Source organism: Burkholderiaceae bacterium DAT-1 (assembly GCA_019084025.1).
Lineage (GTDB): Bacteria > Pseudomonadota > Gammaproteobacteria > Burkholderiales > Chitinimonadaceae > DAT-1.
Map to the genome: position 1 here is coordinate 368,334 of JAHRBI010000004.1, position 16,765 is coordinate 385,098.

12 protein-coding genes are annotated in these 16,765 nt (G+C 58.0%); 3 read left to right on the top strand and 9 right to left on the bottom strand.

Translation table 11 applies throughout. The annotated features are described in order from the left end of the window. Positions 1-84: 84 nt before the first annotated feature. On the bottom strand, positions 85-477 hold the full coding sequence (locus KSF73_10415) for a hypothetical protein (GenBank protein ID MBV1776123.1): 393 nt from the start codon (positions 475-477) through the stop codon (positions 85-87). Between the two features lie 418 nt (positions 478-895). Next, positions 896-1,936 (bottom strand): IS110 family transposase, encoded by a 1,041-nt coding sequence (locus KSF73_10420; protein ID MBV1776124.1) that lies wholly within the window; start codon positions 1,934-1,936, stop codon positions 896-898. 263 nt (positions 1,937-2,199) lie between these two features. On the opposite strand from KSF73_10420, the gene KSF73_10425 reads away from it, so the two are divergent. Then, positions 2,200-2,667, top strand: coding sequence for a helix-turn-helix domain-containing protein (locus tag KSF73_10425; GenBank protein ID MBV1776125.1), 468 nt, complete (start codon positions 2,200-2,202; stop codon positions 2,665-2,667). Between the two features lie 424 nt (positions 2,668-3,091). Further along, positions 3,092-3,631, top strand: a complete 540-nt coding sequence (locus tag KSF73_10430) for an MOSC domain-containing protein (protein MBV1776126.1) — start codon at positions 3,092-3,094, stop codon at positions 3,629-3,631. Positions 3,632-3,657: 26 nt separating this feature from the next. Here the strand turns inward: KSF73_10430 and KSF73_10435 are convergent, their stop codons facing one another. The 3 genes from KSF73_10435 to KSF73_10445 form a co-directional block, all read right to left on the bottom strand. Further along, positions 3,658-3,972 carry an antibiotic biosynthesis monooxygenase gene (locus KSF73_10435; protein MBV1776127.1) on the bottom strand — a complete coding sequence of 105 codons (315 nt, stop codon included), beginning with the start codon at positions 3,970-3,972 and terminating at the stop codon, positions 3,658-3,660. A gap of 4 nt (positions 3,973-3,976) precedes the next feature. Next, positions 3,977-5,095 (bottom strand): beta-lactamase family protein, encoded by a 1,119-nt coding sequence (locus tag KSF73_10440; GenBank protein MBV1776128.1) that lies wholly within the window; start codon positions 5,093-5,095, stop codon positions 3,977-3,979. Between the two features lie 132 nt (positions 5,096-5,227). Further along, complete coding sequence (locus KSF73_10445; protein MBV1776129.1) at positions 5,228-6,127, bottom strand: LysR family transcriptional regulator; 900 nt, start codon at positions 6,125-6,127, stop codon at positions 5,228-5,230. Between the two features lie 139 nt (positions 6,128-6,266). Here KSF73_10445 and KSF73_10450 point away from each other — a divergent pair, with 139 nt between their 5' ends. Continuing rightward, entirely contained in the window at positions 6,267-7,034 is a 768-nt protein-coding gene (locus KSF73_10450) for an SDR family oxidoreductase (GenBank protein ID MBV1776130.1), read from the top strand. 23 nt (positions 7,035-7,057) lie between these two features. Here KSF73_10450 and KSF73_10455 read toward each other — a convergent pair whose 3' ends face one another. The 4 genes from KSF73_10455 to recC all read right to left on the bottom strand — a co-directional run bounded on the left by KSF73_10455 (position 7,058) and on the right by recC (position 16,612). Next, positions 7,058-7,444 (bottom strand): VOC family protein, encoded by a 387-nt coding sequence (locus KSF73_10455; protein ID MBV1776131.1) that lies wholly within the window; start codon positions 7,442-7,444, stop codon positions 7,058-7,060. Between the two features lie 85 nt (positions 7,445-7,529). After that, positions 7,530-9,530 (bottom strand): exodeoxyribonuclease V subunit alpha, encoded by a 2,001-nt coding sequence (gene recD / locus KSF73_10460; protein ID MBV1776132.1) that lies wholly within the window; start codon positions 9,528-9,530, stop codon positions 7,530-7,532. Then, entirely contained in the window at positions 9,523-13,200 is a 3,678-nt protein-coding gene (recB, locus tag KSF73_10465) for an exodeoxyribonuclease V subunit beta (GenBank protein ID MBV1776133.1), read from the bottom strand. The genes recD and recB overlap by 8 nt, the downstream gene beginning before the upstream one ends. Further along, positions 13,187-16,612 (bottom strand): exodeoxyribonuclease V subunit gamma, encoded by a 3,426-nt coding sequence (recC, locus tag KSF73_10470; GenBank protein MBV1776134.1) that lies wholly within the window; start codon positions 16,610-16,612, stop codon positions 13,187-13,189. Before recC ends, recB begins: the two co-directional genes overlap by 14 nt. Positions 16,613-16,765 lie beyond the last annotated feature (153 nt).

Genomic DNA, 16,765 nt, shown 5'->3' on the forward strand with positions numbered 1-16,765 from the left:
CTAACCTCTCCATCGAGCGGACGTCTTTGAGCTGGCCGCGGCCAGCCCAAAGTCGCCGCTCATGTCGAACGTTAGGGAATTGCTTCATGCCCCGCTATCGACTGCACTACTTGGCCGATCAGGATGACAACGACCCGAAGCACTATCAAACTGACTCGAAGGTCCGGCCTGGTGACGTGCTTCAACTTCCTGAGACGGGCTACTTTCATCTGGCCACCCGTCTCCTAGAGCAAAAGACAGGTACGCGGATTGATCTTTCAAAATCGGCTCAATCAGAGGAAGAGGCGCGTCTTTTAGCCATGCAGTATGGACACTGGCCAAAAGCCTAGCTGCGGTTCTGGTTACATCTTCGTCGGTGAACGATGCATATGGGTGCATCAGTTGGTTCTTGGTCTTAATGCCAACGGCGGACGCCCCAAGAGTGGCGATCCAGATAGCAGCAGTTAGTTTTTTGTTTAGTTCTTGTTTCTGGTCCATGTTTACTCCCATAGTTGAGATTCCCTAACCCGTCTATAAGGACTTCCCGGTCCCCGCAACCATAACCGACCCACGGCCATGCATATCATGGCCTTTGTTTTTCAGTTTTCCCTTTGCATCTCATCCGCAGATCATGCCGCTCATGCCTGTTGAAACAGGAAACGTTGCGACTCTATAACCGGCTTCATGCGTCGTATCGTGCATGAGCCTCGATGCTCAACCGCGAATGTGGGCCTCATTCGTTCCTCGGCCTGGTCATGCATGGGGATCAGCCATGCATGTGATTCCGGCCAACGGGTTAGCCAGGTTCCCCACATCTCGGCCCTGCCGAACAGCATCGAACAGCAAGTCTTGCATACTGAGATGTACTGCCATTCCTTCTTTGCGTTTATCCAATCCGCCCGACTCGATGGCTGCGTTACGCAGGCATCGCGGCGGGTGGCATGGTGTCTGCGTGATATCCGGTTTTGCGGGTGAGCAAGCACCACACCAGTCGCGCCTGCTTATTTGCAATGGCGACCAGTGTTTTATGGTAACCAATCCGTTTGCAGGTATGGATCATCCAGACCTGTAATCGTGTTGGGGACGGGCTCGCCATCGCCACCTGCAATGCGGAGCGCGCCCCTTGAATCAACAGCGTGCGTACATAGGCATCACCCCGCCGGGTAATCCGGCCGAGCTGTGTTTTTCCGCCGGTGCTGTACTGCCTGGGCGTTAATCCCAGCCAGGCGGCAAACTGCCGACCATTTTTAAACTGCGTCCCATCACCAATCGTGGCACCGATGGCACTGGCTGTCAGCGGGCCAATTGAGGGAAGCGTTTGCAGGCGTGCATACTCGGTGGCCCGTCTGGATTTGGCCAGTTCTGCAATTTCCCGACTAAGCTGGTCAATGGCCGCATCCAGCAGTTGCATCCACTCGCGCTGTCGACGTATTTCCGCATGAAGTGCCGAAGGGATGCCGCTCAGATCAAATCGCATCATTTCAACCACGCCACGCGCCCCCTGAACAAAGCTAATGCCAAATTCGAGCAGCAGACCCCGCATGCGGTTGATGGCTGCGGTGCGTTCTTCCTTTTTACCTTCTCGCAGGCGATGCAGGCTTAACTCAGTTTGCTGCTCGATGCTTTTGACGGGCACGCCGGGTTCGTCACGATGATGAATGCAATCGGCAATGGCGCGGGCATCATTGCGATCATTTTTGCCCCCGATGCGATAGGGCACGACTCGCGATGCTGGCAGGATGATCACGGAGTGGCCTAGTTTCAGAAACGCTCGGGCAAAATGATGCGCCATACCGCATGCCTCCATACCGATCTTGCTGATGGGCCACTGTGCCGCTACGTCGAGTAGTCGATCGCGTGACAGCGTTTGATTTACAATCACGCCATCGCCGTCAATCCTGCAAATACTGACAACGCGTTTTGCCAGATCGATCCCGATTACATTAAGCTTGTCCATAACTTCCCCGCAGCGTGACTGGTTGGTGATACTCCGGTCTGGCACATTGCGATGCCGATTGCTGGCTGGGGAAGTCCTTTGTATTCGTTCAAAATCGCTCCATTTCGTTCCGCTCGGACGTCGCTGACGCGACGCCGTTTAACTTGTCGTTATGTGAATATGCCACAAAAAGCACCATTGTCGGGTAACTGTCGGGCGAAATTCGTACCCGACATCGTAGGAATCTATGAATACTCATGGTTCACTTACGTTGGAGTATTTAAATGATTCTTAAACAGTTGCGTGTCAGCCGCCATCTATCTCAAGAGCAATTAGCTTTAATGTCTGGTTTAAATGTTAGAACCATTCAAAGAATAGAAAGTGGTCAAAAACCTAGTTTAGAGTCTCTTAAATGTCTTGCGTCTGTGCTTGAAGTTGATGTTTCAACCTTAAACCAGGAGATATTTATGATAGATAAAAATACTGAAAATTGGCAAAGCTTGCCATTTTTGCTTAAATGTTGGTTCTTCTTTAACTTTCTAAATTTTCGTCCCACTAGGGCAGCGGCTAAAAGAGTAGAGGTCTTGTCTCATATTAGTGGGTTTGTATTTTGTGCTTTAGGTTTGCTGAATCAGGCGGCTTTAGCTGGTGGTTTATGCATGCTTTCAACTGCATATCTATTTTACCTTCTTATTTGGCAAGGAGATAAATACGGTATTTGGTATGAACCATTAGAAGCAAAAAGCACATAACAAGTCGTTGCAGCACGTTCCGCTTCGCTCCATTGGACGGGTTTTAAGTCGCAGTTTTGCGGTTCGCTGTGCTCACTGTACCGCAAAACTACAACTTAAAACCCGCCGCTGAACTCGGCGTTAGCCAAACAACCAGCCGCCTCATGACCATTCCTTCTAGAACATAGCTCCTGGCCGAAGCTGAGCACGAAGGCTTTCCAATCCACTTCCGCCGTCCGGAAGTTCGAGTCGCTGTGACCTTTCCCCACCACGGTATACCAAGAATTAGTTAGCATGGAGGGCGATAGGCGCTAACATGCGCAAGTCTCGGTTCTCCGGTCGCTATCTGCCGAGAGGGCGCCTGATGTTTAATCCTTTGGTGAAGCGTACCAGGGTCAGCTAGGCTGGCTTGCCCGCTTACCGAACATGTTAGGTTGCTTTAGCCATGGCCGCATCTGTCGTCTCTGTCCATCAACTATCGACACACTCATTCTCAAAGGCAACTGTGGCTGCGATCACCTTGGTCGCAGGGCAGGGTGTTCAAGGTGACGCACATTCAGGCGAAACAGTGAAGCATCGGTCGAGGGTCGCGAAAGACCCATCCCAGCCAAATTTGCGCCAAGTGCACTTGCTGCACAGTGAGCTTCTCGACCAACTGTATGACTGCGGTTTGCCAGTCAACCCCGGTGATATGGGAGAGAACATGACGACTCGTGGCATAGATTTGCTAGCACTGTCAGCTGGCACGGTTCTCCGAATTGGCAATGCGGCAGTCATTCAGGTTACGGGTCTACGGAATCCCTGCGCCCAGATTGAAAAATTCATGCCCGGCTTGCTCGCGGCCGTTCTAGAAAAAAAGGAAGATGGGACACTGGTGCGTAAAGCCGGTGTGATGGGTATTGTCTTGCAATCTGGTACTGTCGAACCCGGCGATGCTATCGAAATTGAGTTGCCGTCAGTACACCTACCTCTTGCGCCGGTGTAATACGCAACCAATCCCATCGGCATAGACTATCCGTGCGAAGTGAGTTCAGCGCCTGCCGCCAGCTCATAATGCAGCACCGTCGGAAATGGATCATAGAAATGGTGCAGCAGTGCCTTCCATTGCTGATATCCAGCCGACTGCCTGAATCCCTTCTCGTGATGATCTACTGTCTCCCAGCGAACCAGTAACATGTAATGATCTGCTGTTTCCAGGCAGCGCTGAAGTTCATGGCCGAGATAGCCCGGCATGGAAGCGATGATGGATTGTGCTTCGTGAAAAGCAGCTTCGAAGGCAGCCGACTGGCCGGGTTTGACCTGCAGTTGGGCGAATTCGAGGATCATGTCTTTATTCTTTTGCTTCCTTGGCTAGGACTTCGATAAGCTGCTGAAAGAGTACATTCGAGGCCCGATAATTTTCCGCGCCCGGTTTGTTATAGCGTCCGGCATAGAGCACGATGACTGCATCGAGTGCCGGCACGATGATGAGCCGTTGCCCGCCATTACCCATGCCGCCAATCCAGTGCACCGCGCGCTGATCGACTGACACATCGGCCATCCGCCATGTATAGCCATACTGCCACTTACCCTCGGCTTGGAGGGCTGGACGCAGGCTGTCTTCGAGGTAGGACGCAGGCACAATTGTGCGGCCATCGTATGCGCCATGTGCGAGGATGAGGGCGCCAATTTTGGCCAGATCACGTGCGGTCAGGCGTAAACCGGCATGAAAGAGAAGCTGCTGTTTGCGCCCGCGCGTCCATTCGACATGCTCGATGCCGAGTGGCTGGAACAGCTTGGCTTGCGCGTATTGCATGAACGGAACACCTGTTGCGCGTTCCAGAATCGCACCCAGCAGCGCGGTATTACCGCTGTTGTAGTCGTAACGGCTACCCGGCTCGAATGCCATGGGGCGACTCAGGACATACGACACCATGTCGGAGGAGAACTCCATCCGGATCTGGTCCTGAGACAGCACAAATCCCGCATCCTCATTCCATTGCAGCCCGGACGACATGGTCAGAAGATGGCGGAGGGTAATCGCGCCCAGCTTCGGATTCGCCTGAATGGCTGGATGATCGCCAAGCCAGGTCGAAATGGGCTGATCGACCGATTGTATCTTGCCCTGCGCAATGGCGATGCCGGTAAGCAAACCGACTACGCTTTTGCTGATTGAGCGAACGTCGTGCAAGGTCTGTTCATCGAAGGTGGCGGCGTGGCCGAACCAGTCACCCGGAATGCGATCGTCTCCATCCCAGTATTGCTCGACCACAATCTGCCCATGCTGCACGACTAGCGCCGCATGGAAGTTTGCATGCTCGTCATTGGCAGCTTGTAGGAGTGCGCACAGGGAGTGCGTATAGGCGCTGGGTGAACTGGACGGCTCAGAATGGCAGTCGGTTGCTGCGATGGCCGGAGACACCATGCAAGCCAGCATGAACAGGACAATACATCTCTTGAGCAATGGCATCCGATGCTTTCATTGGGGTTTGTGGTGAATCATCGGTCCGAGATATTACAAGGCATGAATGTCGAGTTGAATCAGAACCTTTAGAAATCGGCAATTTAGGCACGACTTCGGTTTTGTGATCATGGACATTGATCAAGCGGTCAGGCCGGGCCGCAGCAGGTCGGTGATCCAGTCCATAAATACGCGCAGGCGTCTGGGTTGCTGGCGATTCAGATAAATCAGGGACACTGGCATAGGCGGGGCAGTGTAAGCAGGCAGGATGGCCTGCAGGCGGCCTGCATCAAGATAGGGTTGTGCGCTTATCAGGGGAATCTGGGCGATGCCGAGACCTGCCAGACACGCGCGTAAATAGGCGTCGGTTTGATTGACCGTGATTCGGGCAGGCATGCGGATGTGTTTGATGCTTGTGCCTTGCACATAGGTAAAACAGTCATCGAGTCTACCCGGTGTGGCCTGGTAATGCACCAGATGAAAACGGGCCAATTGTTCGGGTTCACTGGGGTGCCCATATTGCTGTAGGTAGGCGGGGCTTGCGCAATTCACCAGATGCAAATGACCAAGTTGTCGAGCAATCAGCTGCGGATCATCAATTGTTCCGACGCGAATCACGCAGTCATAGCCATCGCGCAAGAGGTCGATCCGGCGATCTGTGCTGCCAAGCTCGATGCGCAGATCCGGGTGTCGCTGCATGAAAGCAGGCAGGGCAGGGATAACGGTTTCGCGGGCGATGGCGATGGGCATATCCACCCTGATGCGTCCGGCGATCGGCGTGTCTGTACGGTTGAAAAGACTTTGCAGCTCATCGAGGTCGCCCAGCAGGGTTTTGCAGCGAGCGAGGCAGGCATGTCCATCGTCGGTTAGCGTGACGCGTCGGGTCGTGCGATGCAAGAGGCGCGTGCCGAGTTGGTGCTCCAGTTGCTTGATCGCAGTGGAAACAGTGGCACGAGGGAGATTCAGCTGTTCCGCAGCTAGGGAGAAGCTGTTGAGTTCGGCGACTCGGACAAACACGTGCAGGGCATCAGTCAGGTGCATGGGTGAGATCGGCTTTGAATGGAGATGATTGTTCGTTAATTTGGAATAATCATGTCATAAATTGCGGATTTATTTGGGAAAGGTTGGGCAATACACTGCACGTGCTTTCCAAATATCAATCAGCTTCAGGAGTCATATCATGTTTACTACAGCATCCCCGGTCGCCCTCATTACGGGGGGAAGTCGCGGTCTTGGCAGGGAAGCTGCCTTGCATCTGGCTCGTCAGGGAACCGGTATCATCTTGACGTGGCAATCGCGGGAAGATGAAGCCGACCGCGTAGTCGAGCAGATACAAGCCTTAGGCGGGCGTGCTGCCGCATTGCAACTCGATGTCAGCCATGCAGCCGGATTTGCTGATTTTGCGGATCGGGTGCAGACTACATTGCGCACCGAGTTTGACCGCGAATGGTTTGACTATCTGTTCAACAATGCCGGAATCGGCATCCATGTTCCATTTGTCGACACCACCGAGGCGCAACTGGACCAGCTGTTCAATATCCACGTGAAGGGGCCGTTTCTACTGACGCAATCGCTGTTACCCCTGATGCGCGATGGCGGACGTATCCTTAATGTGTCGAGCGGGCTGACCCGCTTTGCCTTGCCCGGCTATGCAGCCTATGCAGCGATGAAGGGCGCGATGGAGGTCTTGACCCGCTATCAGGCCAAGGAACTGGGGGCGCGTGGCATCAGGGTCAACACCCTTGCGCCGGGTGCCATTGAAACAGACTTTGGCGGCGGCGCAGTGCGGGATAATGCAGATATCAATCGATATGTTGCCAGCCAGACCGCCTTGGGCAGGGTAGGGATGCCCGATGATATCGGCGGTGTGGTGGCAGCACTGCTCGGTGAGGGCACGGGCTGGATCAACGCGCAACGCATTGAGGCATCCGGCGGGATGTTTGTCTGATTAGGGGGATGAGCCTGCGGGTATCACTGCCCTGCAGGCGGCTCCCACAACTCGATCTTGTTGCCTTCAGGATCGATGACCCAGCCAAACTTGCCGTATTCGGATTCATCAATCTTATCCTCGACCTGCACGCCTTCGCTGCGTAAAACTTCGAGCAAGGCATGCAGATTATCGACGCGATAGTTGATCATGAAGGGGGCTGTGCTGGGGGCGAAATAGCCTGTGTCCGCTGCAAACGGGCTCCAGACGGTGGTACCCACGCCGTCCGGATTGCTGTCACCCCTCCACTGAAAAGCTGCACCTCCCCATGCTTGAACATCAATCCCAAGGTGTGTTCTGTACCACTCTCCCAGTGATTTCGGGTCTTGCGCTTTGAAGAAGATTCCGCCGATGCCGGTGACGCGTTTCATGGGTAGAGTCCTTTTGCGTGGGTGAGTCAATGTGTGTGGTTTGTACCGATTATTGTTGCGTACTTAATGTTCAGGTGAGGCAGTGTCAGTCAGTCTGGACCGCCATCATCCGCCCCACCGCCTCCCTCAATCCCCCTGTCCGCTCGGTCCGCCGGGCCGCTGCCTTGATCATCATGCCTTCGCTGGCTTCGATGAGCGTAAAGCACTGGCTGGCGCGGGTGATGCCGGTGTAGACCAGTTCGCGGGTGAGGATGGGGTTGTCGTGTTCGGGGAGCACGAGCGCTGTGTGAGCGAATTCGGAGCCCTGTGATTTGTGTACCGTCATGGCGTAGACCGTGTCGACCTCGTTCAGGCGGCTCGGCAGGCGCCAGCTGACGCTGCCATCCGGGTTCAGGAAGGCCACCCGCAGGCGGCATTCGCCAGATTCTGTGCGCGCCAGCGTGATGCCGATGTCGCCATTCATCACGCCCAGGCCGTAATCGTTGCGTGTGACCATGACCGGACGGCCGATGTACCACTGCTTTTTATCGGGATGGATGAGGTTGGCGGACTCGAGCACCTTTTCCACACGGGCGTTGAGCCCCTGTACGCCCCAGTCGCCCTCGCGCACGGCGCAGAGCAGGCGGAAGCGGCTGAAAGCATGGTGAATCGCTTTGGCCCACGCATCATCATCACCTTGCGGGCCTTGCTGAATCAGATCGAGATAAGCCCGGTATCCGCTGCAGGCTGTGTCGGGAGGAAATTGTTTGGCGTTTCCGTCGAGAATGAGCGTTTTGAGTGCGTACGGTGTAGTGGCTAGCTGTCCGATATCGGCAAAGCCCTCGCGCCATACACTAGGAATGGCTGCCGATTTACCGCTGTTGACGGCGCGGGCAAGCTGGCCGATGCCGCTCGACGCATTGAATCGATGGCTCTTGCGCAGGACGACGACCTGATCGGCCAGCGGGCCGGGTGTGCCTTGCGTGTCCACTGCATAGCCTGTGACATCCGCGAGCCAGCTGGCGTGCGCGGGCGTACAGGCGGACATATTGGCGGGGGCATCTGCTTCAATGGCATCAGCGCACAGGCTGCCGAGCACGGCACCCGCCTCGACTGAAGCCAGCTGATCCTTGTCGCCCAGCAGAATCAGGCGGGCATGGGCGGGCAGGGCATCGAGTAGCGCCGCCATCATGTCCAGATCAATCATCGAGGCCTCATCGACGACCAGCACATCCAGCGGCAACGGGAAATCCCGGTTGTGGCGGAAGGCACGGGTGTCAGGTCGGGCGCCCAGCAAGCGATGCAGGGTGCTGACGTCGGTAGGGATGTGCGCTTGCACATCCTGATCCAGCTCGCCAATCGCACGGCCAATTGACTCGGTGAGGCGTGCAGCGGCTTTACCCGTGGGGGCGGCTAGCCGGATGACAAGCGGGCGGGGTTCTGCTGTGTTGAGTGCGAGCGATTGCAACAGCCCCAGAAGTCGCACCACCGCGGTGGTTTTGCCGGTGCCGGGGCCGCCGCTGATGATGGTAAAGCGCTGGCGTACGGCGGTAGCGGCAGCAAGCGTCTGCCAGTGAATCTCTGCGCGGCTGGCCTCTTCGGCGCTGCGCAGTTTGGCAAATAGCGTATCCAGTAAGGCGAGCAGATTGTCCGGCAGGGGATCGGGAGCGGTGGTGATGCGGGTGGCAATCGCCGCTGCAATGGCCTGCTCGCATTGCCAGTATCGACGCAGATAGAGGCGGTTGCCATCCAGCACCAGTGGCGAGGTGGCATCGGTATCGGCGTGGCTGGCGCAGGTTGAGGCAAGCAAGGCCGCCTGCATCTGCGCAAGCGATATCTGACCGAGGATGGCTGTCAGCGAGGGCAGGTTCAGGGCAGGATCGGCGCGTCGCGTGTCGAGATGACGGTCTGGTCGGCTGACCAGGTCGTGTAAGTCCAGCGCCGGATGGCCGCGCGATAGCGCTTGGCTAACCAGTGCCGCCAGCAAATAGACATGCGGGTGCGCATCTGCTGCTTCCTGATGCAGAAAGCGGGCAAACGCAGCATCGAGATGGTTCAGGACGCCAGCATCGGCCCACAGATCAAGGGTGGTGAGGATGTCAGACATGGGCGGCCTCGGCTGCAGGGGTAAACAGGGCATCCAGCGATTCGATCAGGCTGAGCGGCGGGCGCAGCGACACTTGTCCACCACCGCGATCATCCATGCCGCGCAGGAAGAGGTAGACGAAGCCACCCATATGGGTCTCGTAACAGTAAGCATCGCCCAGCCGGACTTTCAGATGCCGGTGCAGCGCTAGGCAGTACAGCGCTGCCTGCAGATCGTAACGGTGCGACAGCATGGCGGCGCGCATGGCTTCCGGCGTGTAGGCTTGGGCATCGGGGCCCAGATGATTGGATTTGTAATCGAGCACGTAATGACGGCCCTGATGCACAAAACTCAAATCGATAAAGCCCTTCAGCATGCCGTGGGTGTGCTGGCTATCGAGCGCCGGACGGGGCTCGCCCGGCCAGATGGCGGCGCTGACCAGTGCATCAAGCTGCGCATACGACAAGTTGCCCACGGGCAGCCAGAATTCCATTTCGGCACGGGCAGTCTGGCGGCTCAGGGCAGACATGGGCAGCACACTACCATCCGGCAGCGACATAGGCAGGCCGATGACATGCAGCAGCCAGTCATGCAGACGGGGTGCCCAGTCTTGCCAGTCGCGGACCTTGCATCGGGATTCGATATAGGTCAGCAGCAGTGAAGATTGTTGCGGGATGCGGTCGAACCCTTGCAGCGACATCCACTCGAACAGATCATGCAGAAACACACCCGCATGATTGCCGCGCGGGAAATCGTGCAGATGCGGCGGGGCGAACAGATCGGGCGTTTCTTTGATGCTTTCCAGCTCGCTGGTGAAAGCGGGGGACGGATCGTCCATGCGCTCGGGCAATATTGAGTTGACTGGCTCGTGCGGCGAAACGTGATGCACATTGGCAATCAGCGAAGAATAGCTGCTCAGCCACCACTGGCGGTCGATGCGGCCCTTGAACTCGCGAGCATCGGCGAGCGTTTTGGCTGCATTGGGCGCAGCGTATGCACTCACCGGTATCAGATCAGGAATCTGATTGAACGCGAAATGCGATGGGTGCGCACTCGCCAGTGCTTGCAGGCGGTTTGCAATCTGCGCAGGCGCAAGCGGCTGGCCTTGTCCCAGCAGATGCGCGAGTCCACCTGTCTCCTTGAGCGGCGCAATGCCGATCCATAGTGCGTGGCGGGCGCGGGTAAGGCCCACATAGATGAGGCGGATATCTTCATCGAGCTGGGCGGCTTCGGCGTATTGCTTTGCCCGTTCATCCTTGCCGGTGAGATCGATCCGCAGCGATTCGCCATCTCGCCAGCGCAGCGCCTGACCGGCGCGTAATGACTTACCCTGCCAGGCAAAAGGCATGAAAACTAGCGGATATTCCAGACCCTTTGACTTGTGCAGTGTCACCACGCGCACCAGCTCGGCTTCGCTTTCCAGGCGCAGGGTGGATTCGGCGGCGGCCTGTTCGTCGCTGACCAGTGCAGCCAGATGACGGATCAGGCCCTGTTCGCCATCGGTATCGGCTTCCACGGCCTGCAGGCGCTCGGCCAGATGCAGCAGATTGGTGAGACTGCGTTCACCGCCACGCTCGGCTGCGGCTAGCAATTTGCCCGGTAGGGCTTCCTCGCGCAGCAGGGCGAGGATGGTGGCCAGTACGCCTTGTTGTTGCCAGATCTCCCGGTAGCGAATAAATCGCTGCACCTGCTCTTCCCACGCCAGCTCGTTGTGAACCAGATCATCGAGTCGTGCCAGTGGCCAGTCCAGCGTGTAGGTGGCGAGTGCGGCACGCACGCGTCCGGCATGGGAGGGTTCCGCCATCGCGCGCAGCCACACCAGCAGATCAACGGCTTCCTGACTGTGATACACCGAATCGCGGTTGGACAGATACACGCTGCGCACCCCGCGCACTTGCAGGGCATCACGGATGGCTTTGGCTTCACTGCGGTCGCGAACCAGCACTGCGATATCGCGAGGACGAACCGCGCTCATTTCCTTTTCGCTGGTGAAACAGGCATGGCCTTTGCCCGCATCGATCAGCAAGGTGGCAATCTTTTCCGCAGCGGCGGCAGCCTGCACACGCAGATAGGTCTGCTTGTTCACGGGCTCGTCCACTGGCTGCCAGATAAATTCGATGGCAGGCTGCGGCTGATTATTCAGGGTCAGGGCTTCGCTGCGTCCTTTTGCCTTGACCGCTTCAAATGGAATATCGCCATGGCGGAAGGCGCCGAGCGGGCCGACGCTGGCTTGGGTGAAAACCGTATTGATGGCTTCGACCACGGCATGGGTCGAGCGGAAATTGGTATCCAGCGTATACCGCTGTCTGTCGTCCAGAGAACGGCGGGCGGTGAGGTAGGTGTGGATATCGCCGCCCCGGAACCCGTAAATGGCCTGCTTGGGGTCGCCAATCATAAAGAGGCCGTGATCGCGGCTATCGCTGAGTGGGTAGATGGTGTCGAAGATGCTGAACTGCTGCAGATCGGTATCCTGAAATTCGTCGATCATCGCCACCGGATACTGGGTACGCAGCACGTCGGCAAGCGTATCGCCGTCCTCGCGATTCAGCGCCTCGGCCAGCTGGCGGATCATGTCGTCAAAGCCGATCTCGGCGCGGCGGGCCTTTTCTGTGCGCAGGCGGCGCTCCACCCAGCGGGCGGCATGATTGAGGACAGTCAGACCGGGGTCGGGCAGGTCCGACAGTGCAGCCAGTGTTTGTTCATGTAGCACGATTTCCGTGCACTCAGGCAAAGGGGCGCCGCTGGTGTTGATGTCGTCGAGCCCTTTTCGGGTCAGGCGGGATTGTGCAGTGCTGGACTTTGGGCGTTCATCGTTGCCCGTCGCCCAGATGCGCAAGTGCTCGACCCAGTTTTGCCGGCTGGCGCTGGTCAGGCTGCGGCCGTTGACCAGCTTCCGCTCGCACAGACTGTCCAGATAGGCCTTGAGTGCCGTCAGGCGCTCTTCAGTCCACTGCGCTTTGAGGCTGGTGAGTGTCTCGTCGCGTTGAGATTTCGCTGCGCCGAGCACGGTGTGCAACGGTGCCTGTCCGTCGCAATCCGGCAGACCATCGAGGTAGTTGATCAGCGGCAAAATCTGCTTGCCCAGCGCATCAGGTGTCTGCGCGACATCCTCCACATAGGCCAGCAGGCCCGCATCCAGCGGATACACCATCGCTCGCCAGTAATCGCGCAGTACTTCGTCGCGTAGCGGCGCTTCTTCAGTATTCACGGCAAGCGAGAACAGATTGCGACTATCGAAGGCGTGGCTGCGCAGCATCTTCTGGCAATAGCCGTGAATCGTGTAGATCGCGGCTTCATCCATGGATTGCGCGGCGATGTCCAGTTTGCGCGCGAGTCCGGCCCAGCTTTCTGCTGCATAGGTACCGCGTAGCGCATAGAGCGCGGCGTCCGGCTTGTCACTTTCGGGGATATCGGAGAACCCACGCGAATCGCGGAACACCGCAACAGCCTGAATCAGGCGTGCACGGATACGCTCGCGCAGCTCTTCGGTGGCCGCATCGGTAAAGGTCACCACCAGAATCTCTTGCGGCATCAGCGCACGCACAAAGGCTGCAGCATCCCCTTCATGCGTGGCACCGAGCACGAGTCGCAGATACAGCCCGGCGATGGTGTAGGTCTTACCCGTACCGGCACTGGCTTCAATCAGGGCGCGGCCATGCAGCGGGAAGAGGAGGGGGTTAAGCGTTTGCATCGGCGATCTCCTCTACCGCAGCATGGAATGCGCCATACAGCGTGTGCGCCAGATCGATAAATTCCGTCTCGTCAAAGGAATCAAACTCGGGATAGACGCGCGCCAGTTCAGGTGACCTCTGCACCTCGCCGGTACTGGCGAAGCAGCCCTCGAATGCCTTGCGGGCCGCCTCGATGTCGTTTTCATTTTCCAGCAAGGCCAGTGCGCTGCTGCTGGCAATCGGCAGGGGCTGATTGAGGCCGGTTCGCATGGCCTGTACTAGCGTGTTGAAGGCGGTATGGGCATCTTGCTGTTCGATTGGCGTGAGTGCCAGCGTCGTGGCCGATTCGCTCACCAGCAGGGTGCGCAGGGTGTGGCCGCAGGCATTGGCCAGTAGATGTTCGGCCCAGAAGGGCAGCAGGTGGGCCAGTTTGCGCGGCTTTTTATGCGGCGCGGATTCGCCCACCCGTACAATCAGGCGTGTGTAGCTGCCATCGGTATGGCGCCAGAGACGGTCGAGCGGATGCTGGCACAGCCAGGCAGGGTCGCCGCCTTCGGCACGCAGCGGCAGCGGACGTGCTTCGGCGCTGAGGCCGTTTTGCAGCGCACCCAGACGCTCGCGCAGCGCCACGCTGCGTTCGTATTGCTGATCCAGCCAGCGTTGTCCAGCGGTACCAACGGGCAGCACACCCTCGCCGCGCAGACGCTGGCTCAGCTCGGACCAGTCGGTTGCGATCTCATCAGGCGCTGCGTTGAGGACAGCCTGCAATAGCCGTTGTTTTAAGCCGAATCCGGTCAGGCCATCCAGCGCAAAGGGTTCGATATCATCTACCGGATCGCTTTCCTCGAAGCGTACCTTGAGTCGCTCCTGCATGAAAAAGCTGACAGGCTGGCGCAGGAAACGGGTGAGGGTGGCGATGCTGACCTCGGTTTCCGGTGCTACTTCTGGCAGCGCGTGATTTACTTCCGTTGCCTGAGTCTGATTGTGTACATCGCGCCATTCATGCGCATAACTGAACAGGGAAGATGCCTGATCGCTACTGGCAAAATAGCGCTCGCTGAAGGGTTGCAGCGGGTGCGTAGTGACAATGGCCCGGGTCACGAGCGCATCTGGCCCGGTCTTGTCAGGAATTATCCAGCCTGCATCCACATAGTCCATCAGCTGGCCGAGCAAAACGGACGGCGGCTTGGCATGATCATCCGCCACGCTGCGACCCACATAACTGAGATAGAGCCGTTCCCGCGCCGACATCACGGCTTCGAGGAACAGGTAGCGATCGTCCTCGCGGCGCGAGCGGTCGCCGGGGCGATAATCCTGTGCCATCAGATCGAAATCGGGCGCGTGACTCTGGCGCGGATAATCGCCATCGTTGAGGCCCAGCAGGCAGATGACCTTGAACGGAATGGCGCGCATCGGCATCAATGTCCCGATATTCACGCTGCCACCGAGAAAGCGCATCGACACACTCTGGCCGGAGAAATCGCCCAGAATCACGTCGCGCACCACCGTCATCGGCAGCAGGGTATCCAGCATGCCGGTATCACGGCAGCGATCCAGCCAGCCATCCAGCGCCGACTCGAAGCGCGCCAGTACCAGCTGATCCTGTTCGGATTGCGCATCCAGCACCTCGGCCAGCAAGGCGCGGCAGGCCAGCACCCAGTCTGCCGGGGTATGTTCGCCCTGCAATACCGTGGCGTGGCGGCCAAGCGTTTGCATCAGACGCGCCAGTTTGCCTGCGAGCTGCGCTTCCAGTCCGGCGACTTCGTCGTAGGGCACGATGCCCGACCACATGCCCGCATTGCCACTGGCATAGCCGAGCAGCATGCGGTTGAGTCCTGCCTGCCAGCTGTTCTCTGCAAACGGGCGGGTAAAGCGGCTGCGATGGGTGTCGTCCAGCCCCCAGCGGATACCGCTGTCGTGAATCCAGCGGCGCAGCGTGAGGTGATCGCTTTCGCCAAAGCCAAACCGCTGTGCTACGGCGGGCACATCCATCAGATCCAGTACGTCACTCACCGCAAAGCGTGCATCCGCCAGATTCAGCAGATGGTCGATCGCGCGCAGAATGGGTTCGGACTCGCGTTCGGCCTGATCGGCAATCGCCCACGGAATATAGCGGTCATCCTTGCGCTCCAGCCGCCCAAACACAGCGCGCACAAAAGGCGCATAGCCGTTGATATCGGGCACCATGACCAGGACGTCGCGCGGCTGCAAGTTTAGCGAGGCATCGGCGAACAGTGCCAGCAGCTGATCGTGCAGTATTTCCACCTCGCGCAGGGCGCTGTGGGCTACATGGATGCGGACAGAGCGATCATCGGCCTGATAGGCTCGTTTTGGCTGGTCCCGCTGCGGTAGCGGCTGCAGATCGGTGATCGCCCATTGCAACTGATTCAGTAAGGTGGGTGGGGTGGCAGGATCACTGTCGAACAGGTCAATGTCTGCATTGGCAAAGGCGTGCTTGTAGTCCTCCCAGCGATCATGGTCGGACAGGAGATTGATGTAATCACGCCCCTGTTTGCCCCATGCAGCCAGCAAGGGATTGGCATGCTGGTGCAGCAGGCTCTCGTCGATGTTCACCGGCATGCCGGGTTTCAGGCGATGGCGGGTTTGCTGGCGCAGCAGGTGGCGATCTTCGATGATGTCGCCCCAGTAATGGCGACAGGGATTATTCACCGCCATCAGTACATGACAATGCTCGGACAGGGCGGCCAGCGCTTCCAGCGTCTGCCGGGGCAGGGACGACAGGCCAAATACAATGACCCGTTTGGGCAGACGATTGACCGGCACCCGAGCCGGATCGCGCATGGCAGCAAGAAAGCGCGTGTGAATGAGCGCCCGGCTGGTGTCTGTTTCCTTTCCCAGCGCCTGATGCAAACGTCGCCACAGCGCGGCCTGCCAGTGCGTGCTGTCGTTCTCGACCGATTTCCCTTTGATCGCCACATCATCATGACCTGCCTGCCAGTGCAGCAGCCAGTCGGCACGGTAGACCTGATACTGGTCGAACAAATCGGCCAGTTGTTCCGCCAGCTGATAGCGCTTACGGGCGTCCTTATCGTCTTCCAGATAACTCGCTAGCCGCGCAAATAGCGGATCGCGGCTCCAGTCCGGCAGCACGCGGTACAGAATCCACACCAGCCGGTCTTTATCCAGCAAGGAGTGCTGCGGCGTATCGGCCTCACCCAGCACGGTGCGGTAGATGCTCCACACAAACTGCGAGGGCAGCTGGAAATCGGCGCCAGAGGCAATCCCCAGCCGTTCGGCCATCGCCATTTTCAGCCACTGCTGCATCCCCTGGCTCTGGGTGAGAAAAATATCTTCATCAAAGATGCCGGGCAGGGGATGTGCAGCCAGCCAGCCAATGACGACATCGCGCAGCGATTCGGCGCGGTTGGCATGCAAAATCGTGAGGCCGGTAAAAGGCGTGGAAGCAGTCATGTAATCAGAATCATGCAAATGGATGAACGGTATGGGCGAAAGGATACAGGGTGTTCGCGACAAAGTGTGTCCCGTCCCCGCGTCATTCGCGGCAGAAATACGTCACTCACCGACAGCCAGCGGTGATTCGCGGAATCCATGCTGCATCTCGCG